We start from the raw sequence: 12,381 nt of genomic DNA on the forward strand, positions 1-12,381 counted from the left end.
CGGCCGGAAGCCCGGGCTCACCGGGCCGGCGGTGGGACTCGTTCATGCGGAGGACCGGGAGGCGGTGACGCCGTCCGCGGCGTCCTCCGCCGCGACCTGGGCGTACGACGCCGAGACCCGGCGGTAGACCGGGGTCAGGAAGGCCAGCAGCGCGGCGGCGATCATGACGATGCCGGCCACCAGGAACACCAGGGCGATGCCGCGCGAGGTGCCCTCGCCGAGCAGCGGGGCCAGCTGGGCGCCGCCCTCCGCGGACCGCGCGTACGGGATGATCCAGAACTGGGCGATCGGTGCGATGAGGAACGCGGTGACCGGCGCCGCCGCGGACTCGAACGCCATGGCGAAGCCGAAGACACGGCCCTGCCGCTCCAGCGGCACGACCCGCTGGATGACCGTCTGTTCCGCCGCCTCCACGAAGGGGAAGAGCGCCATGTAGAGCCAGATGCCCAGGACGTACAGCCAGGCCCACTCCCGTACGGTGAACACCGCGCCGAGCACGCCCATCGCCATCACCGCGAACAACATGGTGCGAAGCGGATTGGACCCCAGCCCGAACTTGCCGATCAGCGCCCCGCCCACGATGAAGCCGGTGGCGCCGAGCGCGAAGACCGCGCCCCAGATCTCCACGGGAAACATCTCCAGACCGTACGGGTCCATCAAGGCCATGTAGACGCCGCCGATGAAGTTGTTGAACGTCGAGAACAGGATCAGCGCGAACAGCCCGGACACGGCCAGCACGGCGGCGAACGCCCCCCGCAGGTCGAAGCTGCCGTGGGCGTCCGTGGCCGCGGCGCGCACCTCCTCGGGCATGCGCAGCGTCAACAGGTGCCCGAAGGCCACGGCCGTGAGCGCCACGGCGACCACGACCGTCCAGCCCATGCCCAGCAGTCCGACCGACAGCCCGGAGAGCACCGAGGTCACGATGAACATCAGGCCCTGCACCATGCCCACCAGGCCGTTGGCGTTGGCGCGCCGGTCCGGCTCGATGAGGATCGTGACCGTGGTGGACAGGGCGATGTTGCGCATGTTCTCCACCACCGCCCCGATCAGGACGACCAGGGCGAAGACCCAGATCCACGGGCGGGTCAGGTCCGCCATCGAGGCCGCCGGGGCGAGGAGGAACAGGACGCCCGCCAGCACGAACATCACCAGGGTGAAGGCTGCGGCGAAGCGCATCACGGCGAGCTTGCGGTAGCGGTCCACGAAGGTGCCGAAGCTGATGCTGGAGAGCGCGATGAGCAGCATGTAGGCGCCGCCGACCACCCCGGTGGCGATGACGTTGCGCGTCTCCAGATACACCCAGAACGTCAGGGCGAACCAGAGGTAGCTGGTCGTGATGTTGGCGAGGGCGGTGTTCACCAGGATCCCGGCGAAGGTGCGGGACCGCTGCGCCGGGCTGCGCACCGAGGTGTCCACGGCCTCGGGATCGATCAGCCCCGACCCCTCGGCGGCATCGATGGGAGCGGACGTGGCGGTCGCGTCCGCGGGAAGCGCCGCACGGCCTGCGGGTGCCGAGGCGGCCCGGGACCGGCCCGGTTCCTGCTCGTTCATGCGGCTCAGTCTAGTGACGGGCGCGGACAGGCTAACGGCTCGGAGCCGACGACGGAACACCGCCGTGACCGCCCGGCAGCCCTCCACTCCCGGGTCCGGCCGAGCACGCCGCACCGGACGATCCCCGCCGGACGAACCCGCCGTTCTGAGGCCGACGAGCCCGCGCTTCGTGCTGAGGACGCACGAGGATCCTCGCTCGCGCGTGGGCGCGCCGTCATCCGGGGGCAACGGGTTGACCCCCGGATCCCGTGGCGAAAAACTGGGCACCACGGATGTTGTCGGAGCACACCGAAGGACCACGTCATGGGCATCATCCAGGTCGACCTCTTCCTCACCCTCGACGGCGTCTACCAGGCGCCGGGCGGGCCCGACGAGGACCGTGCGGGCGGCTTCGAGCTCGGTGGCTGGCAGGGGACGTACTTCGACGACGAATCGGGCGCGACGATCGGCGCCGGGATCGAGCGCATCGACGCACTGCTGCTCGGTCGCCGGACCTACGACATCTTCGCCGGCTACTGGCCGGACCACGGCGACGCCGACCCGATCGCCGCGAAGTTCAACACGGTGCCGAAGTTCGTCGTGTCCCGCACGCTGACCGACCCGTCGTGGGAGGGAACCACGGTGCTGACGGAGGTCGCCGCCGAGGTGCGAGCCCTCAAGGACCGGTTCGACGAGATCCACGTCATCGGCAGCGGCGACCTCGTGCGGACGCTGCTGAGGGACGACCTCGTCGACCGGCTGAACCTGCTCCTCTATCCGCTGGTGCTGGGCTCGGGCAAGCGCGTCTTCGGCGACGGCACCGTCCCGGCCGCCTTCACCCTGGCGCAGCCGCCGCGGGCGTTCCCGAAGGGAGCGGTCTCGCTCGTCTACGAGCGGGCCGGCAACCCGGTCACCGGCGTGGACGTCTCCCAGCCGACGCGGTGAACGACCCCGTGACGCCCTGATCTCCGCATCCCTCTCACCGGCAACCGGGTCTCCGGGTGACCGGTGCCGCCGCCGCGTCGATCACGTGGAGGAAGACATCCAGAGGGATCCGCTATAATGCGGCCGTCCGAACCCGCGAAGAAGGGCCTGGGATGGACGAGCTGGAGGCACCGCGGTACCGGGTGCCGTTGCGGCTGCAGGGTGTGGAAGGCAGGATCGCGACCTTCGTGGTGCCGTCGGAGTTCGCAGAGCACATTGCCTCGGCCACGCCGGCGAAGAACGCCTGGACCCGCGATTTCAACACCGGTCTCGTCGGCGGGGTCTGCATCGATCGGTCGACCACGCCGCCGACGGTGGTCAGCTATCTCACCCGGCCCTTGAAGCAGATCGACGTTGCCGGCGAAGGATGGGTGGCGCTGCTCCGGCGTGACACGCGGCCCCGGGCCAAGAGGCCCTACCAGTTGGTCTCCGTGACCCGCAGCATCGGTCCGGGCAAGTCCAAGAGCTCGGACGGCGGTCCGGCGCCGGTTCCGGTCCACATTGCCCCGCCCATGGCCCTGGACGACCGGATCTGATGTCCTGGCCTCACGGGCGCACCACCCAGGAGACCCGGTGGAGGGGGGACGGCGATGCCGAACGAGAAGGTCTTCGTACCCTACGGCCCCACTCACTGGGCTGCTCTGGGCATCTGCGTCCTCGGGGCTGTGCTCGTGGTGATGCTGGGCCGCCGCCTTTGGAATTCCCCGGCCGAGGTGGTTTTTTCTCGGGCCTTCGCCGTGGTGCTGACCACGTACACGGTGACGATGCTCGTCTACCGATCGGTGCCGGACAATTTCGACGTCCACGTCTCTCTGCCGGTCCACCTCTCGGACCTCGCGTGGATGGTCGCTGTCATCGCCCTGTGGACACGGGCCCGCTGGGCGACGGCGCTCACCTACTACTGGGGACTGACCCTCAACCCGCAGGCCATCCTCACCCCGGCACTCGACTCGCCGGACTTCCCCCACATCGACTTCATCGACCTCTGGGTCCAGCACATCCTGGTCCTCTGGGCCACCCTGTACCTGATCTGGGGACGCCGCGGCCGCGTCGACTGGGGCAGCTACCGCCTGGCCATGGTCGTCACCGTCATGTGGGCCATGGCTGCCTTCGCACTCAACAGCTGGCTGGGGACCAACTACGGCTTCCTCAACGGCAAGCCGGACAACCCCTCGATCCTCGATCTGTTCGGGCCCTGGCCGTGGTACCTGCTGGTGGAGTTCCTCATCATCGCCGTGGCCTGGGCGCTCATCACCTGGCCGTGGACGAGCCGGCGACAGAGCGCGGCCGAGCCCCGGGTCGGTGCGGAAGGCTGAGGCAGCACGGCACCACGGCACCGCGTCATGCCTGTCGACGACGGCGGTCCGGCCCACCTAGGGAAGGTGGACCGGACCGCCGTCGTCGTCCTCATGGTTCAGGCCGGGATCAGAAGTCCCAGTCCTCGTCCTCCGTGTTCACGGCCTTGCCGATCACGTAGGAGGAGCCCGAGCCGGAGAAGAAGTCGTGGTTCTCGTCGGCGTTCGGGGACAGCGCGGACAGGATGGCCGCCGAGACGTCCGTCATCTCCTTGGGGAACAGCGCCTCGAAGCCCAGGTTGTTCAGGGCCTTGTTGGCGTTGTAGTGCAGGAACTTCTTGACGTCCTCGGTCCACCCGACACCGTCGTAGAGGGACTCGGTGTAGCGCACCTCGTTCTCGTAGAGCTCCTCGAGCAGCTCGTAGGTGTAGAGCTTCAGCTCGTCCTGGCGCTCCTGGGACTCCAGGGCCATGGCCCGCTGGAACTTGTAGCCGATGTAGTAGCCGTGCACGGCCTCGTCACGGATGATGAGGCGCACCAGGTCGGCCGTGTTCGTCAGCTTGGCCCGGGAGGACCAGTACATGGGCAGGTAGAACCCGGAGTAGAAGAGGAAGGACTCGAGCAGGGTCGAGGCCACCTTCTTCTTCAGCGGGTCGTCGCCCTTGTAGTACTTGATGATGATGTCGGCCTTCTTCTGCAGGTACGGGTTCTCCCGTGACCAGCGGAAGACGTCGTCGATCTCCTTCATGGAGGACAGCGTCGAGAAGATGGAGGAGTAGGACTTCGCGTGCACCGACTCCATGAACGCGATGTTGGTGTACACCGCCTCCTCGTGCAGGGTGACGGCGTCCGGGATCAGGGAGACGGCGCCCACGGTGCCCTGGATGGTGTCCAGCAGCGTCAGACCGGTGAACACCCGCATGGTGAGCTGCTGCTCCTCCGCGGTGAGGGTCTTCCACGAGGGGACGTCGTTGGAGATCGGCACCTTCTCGGGCAGCCAGAAGTTCGCGGTCAGCCGGTCCCAGACCTCGTCGTCCTTCGGGTCCTCGATCCGGTTCCAGTTGATGGCCTGGGCCTGGTGGTGGAGCAGCTGCACCTTGTCGATGCTCTCGCTCTTCTCCAGAGTCATGATCTGTCTCTTCCTCGAACGGGGTGGACCCCCGCGCGCGTCCTGCGGACGCGCGCGGGGAGTTGTGGGGTGGTCGCCGGGGCTCCGGCGGTCAGAGCATGCAGGAGACGCAGCCCTCGACCTCGGTGCCCTCCAGCGCCAGCTGGCGGATGCGGGAGTAGTACATCGTCTTGATGCCCTTGCGCCACGCGTAGATCTGCGCCCGGTTGATGTCCCGGGTGGTGGCCGTGTCCTTGAAGAACAGGGTCAGCGACAGGCCCTGGTCCACGTGCTGGGTGGCCGCGGCGTAGGTGTCGATGATCTTCTCGTAGCCGATCTCGTACGCGTCCTGGAAGTACTCCAGGTTCTCATTGTTCATGAAGGGCGCCGGGTAGTACACGCGGCCCAGCTTGCCCTCCTTCCGGATCTCGATCTTCGAGGCGATCGGGTGGATCGAGGACGTCGAGTTGTTGATGTAGGAGATCGACCCGGTCGGCGGCACGGCCTGCAGATTCTGGTTGTACATGCCGTGCTCCATGACCGAGGCCTTGAGCTGCTCCCAGTCCGCCCGGGTGGGGATGTGCACGCCCGCCTCGGCGAACAGCTCCCGCACCCGCCCGGTGGCCGGGACCCAGTCACGGTCGGTGTACTTGGTGAAGTACTCCCCCGACGCGTACTGGGACCGCTCGAAGCCGGCGAACACCGCCTTGCGCTCCTTCGCGATCTCGTTCGACGCGCGGACCGCGTGGTACGTGACCGTGTAGAAGTAGATGTTCGTGAAGTCGAGGCCCTCCTCGGAGCCGTAGTGGATGTGCTCCTTGGCGAGGTAGCCGTGCAGGTTCATCTGCCCGAGGCCCACGGCGTGGGACATCTGGTTGCCGCGCTCGATCGAGGGCACCGAGGTGATGTCGGACATGTCCGACACCGCGGTGAGCCCGCGGATCGCGGTCTCCACGGACTGCCCGAAGTCCGGGGACTCCATGGTCAGCGCGATGTTGAGGGAGCCGAGGTTGCAGGAGATGTCCTTGCCGACCTCGTCGTAGTTCAGGTCCTCGTGGTACGTGGACGGCTCGGAGACCTGGAGGATCTCGGAGCAGAGGTTGGACATGATGATCTTGCCGTCGATCGGGTTGGCCCGGTTCACCGTGTCCTCGAACATGACGTACGGGTAGCCGGACTCGAACTGGACCTCGGCGAGGGTCTGGAAGAACTCGCGGGCGTTGATCTTCTTCTTGGTGATCCGGCCGTCCGCGACCATCTCGTGGTACTTCTCGGACACGTTGACGTCGGAGAACGGCATGCCGTAGACCCGCTCCACGTCGTACGGGGAGAACAGGTACATGTCCTGGTTCTTCTTGGCCAGCTCGAACGTGATGTCGGGGATGACCACCCCCAGGGAGAGGGTCTTGATCCGGATCTTCTCGTCCGCGTTCTCCCGCTTGGTGTCCAGGAAGCTGTAGATGTCCGGGTGGTGGGCGTGCAGGTATACCGCGCCCGCGCCCTGGCGGGCGCCCAGCTGGTTGGCGTAGGAGAACGAGTCCTCCAGCAGCTTCATGATGGGGATGATGCCCGAGGACTGGTTCTCGATCTTCTTGATCGGGGCCCCGGCCTCGCGGACGTTGGTCAGCGCGAACGCCACGCCGCCGCCGCGCTTGGACAGCTGCAGGGCGGAGTTGATCGACCGCCCGATGGACTCCATGTTGTCCTCGATGCGGAGCAGGAAGCAGGAGACGAGCTCGCCGCGCTGCTGCTTGCCCGCGTTGAGGAACGTGGGGGTCGCCGGCTGGAAGCGCCCCGAGATGATCTCGTCGACCAGCTGCGTGGCGAGCAGCTCGTTGCCGTCGGCGAGGTAGAGGGAGACCATGACCACGCGGTCCTCGAAGCGCTCGAGGTAGCGCTGGCCGTCGAAGGTCTTCAGCGTGTAGGACGTGTAGAACTTGAACGCGCCCAGGAAGGTCTCGAAGCGGAACTTCCGGGAGTACGCCCGCTTGGAGAGCTCCTTGATGAACTCCATGCTGTACTTCGCCAGGACCTCGGGCTCGTAGTACTGGTGCGAGACCAGGTAGTCGAGCTTCTCCTCGAGGTCGTGGAAGAAGACGGTGTTGTTGTTCACGTGCTGCAGGAAGTACTGCCGGGCGGCCTGCCGGTCGGCGTCGAACTGGATGTGGCCGTCGGCGTCGTAGAGGTTCAGCAGGGCGTTGAGCTCGTGGTAGCCCAGGCCCCGGTACTTCTCGGGAACGCGCGTGTCCTCGTGGCCGGGCTCGACGCTCACGCCCGGAGCTGCGGAAATTGTCGCCAAAACTGTTCCAATCCTTGATTTACCTGGTGGACATCCTCGGGGGTGCCCATGAGTTCGAACTTGTAGAGGACGGGGACGCCGCACTTGGCCGCGATCTTGTCCGCGGCCAGGCAGAACGCCGACCCGAAGTTGGTGTTCCCCGCGCCGATGACGCCGCGCAGGAACCGCCGGTTGGTCTCCTTGTTGAGGAACTTCACGACCTGCGGCGGGACGGCCCCGCTGCCGTTGGGCCGCCCGTACGTCGGGGCGGCCAGCACGAAGGGCTCGGTGATCTCGGGGGGCTCCTCCCCGGTCAGAAGAGGAAGGCGCAGCACGCGGGCGTCGAGCTTCTCGACGAAGCGGTGCGTGTTGTTGGAGACCGAGGAGAAGTAGACCACCAGTGGGGCGTGGCTGTCCGGTGCCGCGGCGGTGTCGCCGTGGTCCTGCTGAGCGGTCCCGGGACGGGTGCCGGGGTGGTGCGTGCTCATTGCTTCCGCGCTCCGAAATGGGGTCGGTGGTGGATGGACCGGGGCGCCGCGGGGAAGCGGGCGGCGCTCCGGCCTCAGGCCGAGAGGAGGACGGCCAGGGAGGTGATCTTGTCCGGGCGGTAGCCGGACCAGTGCTCGGTCGCCGTCTCGACGACCGGGACCTGCTGGTAGCCGAGGGCCAGGACGTGGGCCAGGGCGGCCTCGTCCTCGGTGACGTCGACGACGTTGTACTCGATGCCCTTCTTGGTCAGGGCCCGGTAGGTGGCATTGCACTGGACGCAGGCCGGCTTGCTGTACACGGTCACGGACATCGCTGTTTCCCCTTGGTCGATCGGGTGGTTTGTGGGGGAGATCCGGGACTTCCGCAGGGTCTGCGGCGGTGAAGGGGTCTCTCCGGGTGGCTGATTTCAATACTACATCTAGTGCCAGGAAGGGGAAGCGACCCCTAGATGCAGTGGTGGAGGTTGTCCACAGCTCCTCTCTCGCTATCCCCAGAACCACCGCCGGCCATCCACAGGGGGTCTCCGCGGGGGGTCGCGGAATCCCGCCGCCGGGGTGCCGTTGTGCACAGGCTGTGCGCACCGCGGGACCCCCGGCCGGTGGACAGGATTAATTTTCGGACACGGCGTGTCGGGTCCGGCGGCGGGACCGGCGCAGCCCGACCGCCGCGGCCGCCAAGCGGGCGCGCAGGCCGCGGTAGGGCGGGTAGACGACCCGCAGCGTGTCGGGGGCGAGCGGCTTGTCCAGGACCGCGCGCGCGTGGGAGAACGTGGTGAACGAGAACTTCCCGTGGTACGCGCCGGTGCCGCTCTCCCCCACGCCGCCGAACGGCAGCTCGGGGCTGGTCAGGTGCAGCAGCGGGGCGTTGAAGGACAGCCCGCCGGAGGACGTGCGCCGGCGGAACAGCTCCTTGACCGAGCGCTCCTCGGAGAACACGTAGAGGGCCAGCGGCTTGTCCCCGGCGGTGATCAGCTCGACGGCGTGCTCCGCGGAGGCGACCGGGACCAGGGGCAGGACGGGACCGAAGAGCTCCTCGGCCATGAGCGGGCCGTCCGGGGCGGAGCGCACCACCGTGGGCGCGAGGTAGCGCTCCCCCGGCTCGGCGGTCCCGCCGCAGACGACGTCGTGGGCGGGGACCTGCTCCAGGAGCCCCACCAGCCGGTCGAGGTGGCGCCCGGTGACGATCCGCCCGTAGGAGTCGCTGCGGGACGGGTCCTCGCCGTAGTGCTCCTCCACGGCCCGCAGGAGCTCCGGCTCGAGGGCGGCGAGCGTCTCCGGGGTGCCGAGCACGTGGTCCGGGGCCACGCAGGTCTGGCCGGCATTGAGGAACTTCCCCCACACGATCCGCCGGGCGGCGGTGCGCAGGTCGGTCGAGCCGTCCACCCAGACCGGGGACTTCCCGCCCAGCTCGAGGGTCACCGGGGTCAGGTGCCGGGCCGCGGCGGCCATCACGATCCGGGCCACCGTCCCGTTGCCGGTGTAGAAGACGTGGTCGAAGCGGTGCTCGAGCAGCCTCGTGGTCTCCGGCACGCCGCCCTCGACCACGCGCACGCAGTCCCCCAGGTAGCGTTCGAGCAGCTCGGCCAGCACTCCGGAGACGGTCGCGGAGACCTCGGAGGGCTTGACGACGACGGTGTTGCCGGCGGCGAGCGCTCCCGCCAGCGGGCTCAGGACGAGCTGGACGGGATAGTTCCACGGCGCCATCACGAGCACGGTCCCGAGCGGCTGGTGCTCCACGCGGGAGCGGGCCGGGGCGAGGCTCAGCGGGACGGGGACGCGGGCCGGGGTCATCCAGCGGCCGAGCTCCTTGCGGATGCCGGCGATCTCGTCGAGGGTGAAGCCGAGCTCGGTCAGCCACGCCTCCGCCGGGGGCTTGCCGAGGTCGGTGGCCAGCGCCTCCTCGAGCGCCGTCCGGTTCTCCCGCACGAGGTCCTCGAGCCGGTGCAGCCGGTCCAGCCGGGTCGCGAGGTCGACGTCGGGCACGAAGGCCGCCCGGGCACCGGCGACGGCGGCGTCCACGGCCGGGAAGTCCGCCGAGGGGTCTGCCGGGACGTCTGCCGGGTCGTCTGCCGGGTCGTCTGCCGGTGCGGGGGCGGGGAGGGTGCTGCGGGTGCTGGTCATGGGTCCAGGGTAGGGCCCGGCTCGGACGCCGCAGCCCGCCGGTCAGAGCAGGCCGTGCTCCGCGAGCTGCCGCGAGATCGAGGCGCCGTCGTTGCCCTCGATCCACAGCGTGCCCTCGGGGATGGTGACCCGCCGCTCCTCGTTGACCAGCGGGGTGCCGGCCAGCACGGCCTCCGCCGGGGACAGGTTGCGGATCACGATGGCGGCCACGTGCTCGGGATAGCGGTGCACGAAGCCGCTGTAGATCTCGGGGTCGTGCTGGCCGTCGTCGCCGATGAGGATCCAGCGCACGTGCGGGAAATTGCGGGCCAGCCGCTCGAGGTTCTGCACCTTGTGCGCGGCCCCGGCCCGGAACCACCGGTCCGTGGTGGGTCCCCAGTCGGTGAGCAGCAGGGCCCCGGCCGGGTAGGCGTTGCGCGTGAGGAAGCGGCGCAGGGTCGGCGCCACGTTCCACGCCCCCGTGGAGAGGTAGAGGAACGGCGCCTCGTGGTGGCGGTGCAGCAGCCGGTCCATCATGACCGCCATCCCGGGGGTGGGCGTGCGGGCGTGCTCGTTGAGCACGAACGAGTTCCAGGCGGCCAGCATGGGCCGGGGCAGGGCGGTGACCATGACGGTGTCGTCGATGTCGGAGACCACCCCGATGCGCTGCTCGTCGGCCACGACGAACACGCGGGACTCGACCGTCTCGGAGCCCTCCGTCTGCATCCACACGGTGTGCTCGCCGGGGGCCAGGGACACCTGCAGGTCGACGTCGACCACCCCGCCCTTGTCGGCCACCAGGTGGAACTCGAACTCGTCGATCCAGATGTTGACGTGGGCGAAGGCGATGGGCACGGAGGTGAACGAGCGCCAGCCGCGGATGGACTCGGCGCTCTCGTCGGTGGACTCGATCAGCCCCCGGGTCTTCAGCAGGGCCCGGCCCAGGACCCGCACGTGGTGCTCGGAGCCGTAGCCCTCGAAGGCCACCATGACCGGGATGTCCCCGCGGGCCTCGGCGCGCCGCTGCCGGAACCGGTGGAGCCGCTGCTCGAGGCGGTAGCCCACGTTGATGGCTTCCTCGGCGACCTGGTCGACGGTCTGCTTGAGCTCCGAGCTGCTGGATTTCTTGGCCATGCGCCCAGTCTTCCACAGGGCACACCGCGGACACGGCGGCGCCCGCGGGGCGGGCCGCGCCGGAGGTCCGGTGCGGCCCGCCCCGCGGGCGGTCGGGGTCCGCGGACTAGTTCTTGATGTAGCCGTTGGGGTTGAGCACGTACTTGGTGGCCGCCCCGGCGTCGAACTCGGCGTAGCCCTGCGGCGCCTCCTCCAGCGGGATGGCCTTGGCGTTGACGGCCTTGGCGATCTGGATCTTGTCGTGCAGGATCGCCATCATCAGCTGCCGGTTGTACTTCATCACCGGGCACTGCCCCGTGGTGAAGGACAGCGACTTCGCCCATCCCGTGCCGAGGCTGATCGACAGGGACCCCTTCTTCGCGGCCTCGTCCACGGCTCCGGGATCCCCGGTGACGTACAGGCCCGGAATGCCCAGCGCCCCGCCGGCGGCGGTGATGTCCATCAGGGAGTTGAGCACGGTGGCCGGGGCCTCGTGGGAGGCGTCCTTGCCGTGCCCACGGGCCTCGAAGCCGACGGCGTCCACGCCGCAGTCGACCTCCGGGACACCCAGGATCTGCTCGATCTGCTCGGCGGGCGAGCCCTTCGAGACGTCGACGGTCTCGCAGCCGAAGCTGCGGGCCTGGGCCAGCCGCTGCTCGTTCATGTCGCCCACGATCACCACCGCGGCTCCCAGCAGGTGCGCCGAGGCCGCCGCGGCCAGGCCCACCGGTCCGGCACCGGCGATGTAGACGGTCGAGCCCACGCCCACCCCGGCCGTCACCACGCCGTGGTAGCCGGTGGGCAGGATGTCGGAGAGCATGGTCAGGTCCATGATCTTCTCCAGGGCCTGGTCCCGGTCCGGGAACTTCAGCAGGTTCCAGTCCGCGTAGGGCACCAGCACGTACTCGGCCTGACCGCCGACCCAGCCGCCCATGTCCACGTAGCCGTAGGCGGAGCCCGGCCGGTCCGGGTTGACGTTGAGGCAGATGCCGGTCTTGCGCTCCTTGCAGTTGCGGCACCGGCCGCAGGAGATGTTGAACGGGACGGAGACGATGTCCCCGACCTTGATGAACTCGACGTCCGGCCCGCACTCGATGACCTCGCCCGTGATCTCGTGACCGAGGACCAGGTCCGTGGGGGCCGTGGTGCGCCCGCGCACCATGTGCTGGTCCGAGCCGCAGATGTTGGTGGCCACGGTCCGGAGGATGACCCCGTGCGGGACCTTCCGGCCGATGTTGGCCGGGTTGATCCCCGGCGCGTCCTTGAGATCGAACTCCGGGTACTCGGTGTCGATGACCTCGACCTTGCCGGGACCCTTGTAGGCGACCGCTCTGTTCCCTGCCATCATGACCTCTTCCGTGGTGGATGTCCGTCACGGGCGTCCACGGTGGGTCTCCACCGTCGACGCCCTTGTCCCCGACGGAACTCCCCACGCTGTGGCCTCGAGCTCGCTGTGACCCGGGTCACGGAGGACGGCCGCCGGTG

The 12,381-nt window shown here is 68.7% G+C and carries 11 protein-coding genes; 3 read left to right on the forward strand and 8 right to left on the reverse strand.

The window, feature by feature from the left end:
* Positions 1-42: 42 nt before the first annotated feature.
* On the reverse strand, positions 43-1,551 hold the full coding sequence (locus CK505_RS05690; RefSeq protein WP_095650511.1) for an MFS transporter: 1,509 nt from the start codon (positions 1,549-1,551) through the stop codon (positions 43-45).
* A gap of 303 nt (positions 1,552-1,854) precedes the next feature.
* Between CK505_RS05690 and CK505_RS05695 the strand changes: the two genes are divergently transcribed.
* The 3 genes from CK505_RS05695 (at position 1,855) to CK505_RS05705 (ending at position 3,830) form a co-directional block, all read left to right on the forward strand.
* A complete protein-coding gene (locus tag CK505_RS05695; protein ID WP_095650512.1) occupies positions 1,855-2,475 on the forward strand; it encodes a dihydrofolate reductase family protein in 621 nt (206 codons plus the stop codon).
* Between the two features lie 152 nt (positions 2,476-2,627).
* Positions 2,628-3,050, forward strand: coding sequence for a hypothetical protein (locus CK505_RS05700; protein WP_095650513.1), 423 nt, complete (start codon positions 2,628-2,630; stop codon positions 3,048-3,050).
* A 54-nt stretch (positions 3,051-3,104) separates the two neighbouring features.
* A complete protein-coding gene (locus CK505_RS05705; protein WP_095650514.1) occupies positions 3,105-3,830 on the forward strand; it encodes a TIGR02206 family membrane protein in 726 nt (241 codons plus the stop codon).
* Positions 3,831-3,939: 109 nt separating this feature from the next.
* Here CK505_RS05705 and nrdF read toward each other — a convergent pair whose 3' ends face one another.
* From nrdF to fdhA, 7 genes are all read right to left on the reverse strand, one after another.
* Positions 3,940-4,938 carry a class 1b ribonucleoside-diphosphate reductase subunit beta gene (nrdF, locus tag CK505_RS05710; RefSeq protein WP_017834614.1) on the reverse strand — a complete coding sequence of 333 codons (999 nt, stop codon included), beginning with the start codon at positions 4,936-4,938 and terminating at the stop codon, positions 3,940-3,942.
* Positions 4,939-5,029: 91 nt separating this feature from the next.
* Positions 5,030-7,189, reverse strand: coding sequence for a class 1b ribonucleoside-diphosphate reductase subunit alpha (gene nrdE, locus CK505_RS05715; protein WP_095650515.1), 2,160 nt, complete (start codon positions 7,187-7,189; stop codon positions 5,030-5,032).
* Entirely contained in the window at positions 7,186-7,683 is a 498-nt protein-coding gene (nrdI, locus tag CK505_RS05720; protein ID WP_081994584.1) for a class Ib ribonucleoside-diphosphate reductase assembly flavoprotein NrdI, read from the reverse strand. The genes nrdE and nrdI overlap by 4 nt, the downstream gene beginning before the upstream one ends.
* Positions 7,684-7,757: 74 nt before the next feature.
* The gene (nrdH, locus tag CK505_RS05725; RefSeq protein WP_017834611.1) at positions 7,758-7,994 is read right to left on the reverse strand and encodes a glutaredoxin-like protein NrdH; all 237 of its coding nucleotides are present in this window, start codon (positions 7,992-7,994) and stop codon (positions 7,758-7,760) included.
* A 298-nt stretch (positions 7,995-8,292) separates the two neighbouring features.
* Complete coding sequence (locus tag CK505_RS05730) at positions 8,293-9,804, reverse strand: aldehyde dehydrogenase family protein (protein ID WP_095650516.1); 1,512 nt, start codon at positions 9,802-9,804, stop codon at positions 8,293-8,295.
* A gap of 42 nt (positions 9,805-9,846) precedes the next feature.
* Positions 9,847-10,917, reverse strand: a complete 1,071-nt coding sequence (locus CK505_RS05735; RefSeq protein ID WP_017834609.1) for an App1 family protein — start codon at positions 10,915-10,917, stop codon at positions 9,847-9,849.
* A 106-nt stretch (positions 10,918-11,023) separates the two neighbouring features.
* Positions 11,024-12,241 (reverse strand): formaldehyde dehydrogenase, glutathione-independent, encoded by a 1,218-nt coding sequence (fdhA, locus tag CK505_RS05740; protein ID WP_031283632.1) that lies wholly within the window; start codon positions 12,239-12,241, stop codon positions 11,024-11,026.
* Positions 12,242-12,381: the final 140 nt, after the last annotated feature.

This window comes from Kocuria sp. WN036 (assembly GCF_002287015.1).
GTDB lineage: Bacteria > Actinomycetota > Actinomycetes > Actinomycetales > Micrococcaceae > Kocuria > Kocuria rosea.

Bases quoted from the DNA above. Each gene is read 5' to 3' on its own strand.
- nrdI (WP_081994584.1), bottom strand. From the start codon at position 7,683: ATGAGCACGCACCACCCCGGCACCCGTCCCGGGACCGCTCAGCAGGAC.
- CK505_RS05700 (WP_095650513.1), top strand. From the start codon at position 2,628: ATGGACGAGCTGGAGGCACCGCGGTACCGGGTGCCGTTGCGGCTGCAG.
- CK505_RS05730 (WP_095650516.1), bottom strand. From the start codon at position 9,804: ATGACCAGCACCCGCAGCACCCTCCCCGCCCCCGCACCGGCAGACGAC.
- nrdH (WP_017834611.1), bottom strand. From the start codon at position 7,994: ATGTCCGTGACCGTGTACAGCAAGCCGGCCTGCGTCCAGTGCAATGCC.
- nrdF (WP_017834614.1), bottom strand. From the start codon at position 4,938: ATGACTCTGGAGAAGAGCGAGAGCATCGACAAGGTGCAGCTGCTCCAC.
- CK505_RS05695 (WP_095650512.1), top strand. From the start codon at position 1,855: ATGGGCATCATCCAGGTCGACCTCTTCCTCACCCTCGACGGCGTCTAC.
- CK505_RS05690 (WP_095650511.1), bottom strand. From the start codon at position 1,551: ATGAACGAGCAGGAACCGGGCCGGTCCCGGGCCGCCTCGGCACCCGCA.
- CK505_RS05735 (WP_017834609.1), bottom strand. From the start codon at position 10,917: ATGGCCAAGAAATCCAGCAGCTCGGAGCTCAAGCAGACCGTCGACCAG.
- fdhA (WP_031283632.1), bottom strand. From the start codon at position 12,241: ATGGCAGGGAACAGAGCGGTCGCCTACAAGGGTCCCGGCAAGGTCGAG.
- CK505_RS05705 (WP_095650514.1), top strand. From the start codon at position 3,105: ATGCCGAACGAGAAGGTCTTCGTACCCTACGGCCCCACTCACTGGGCT.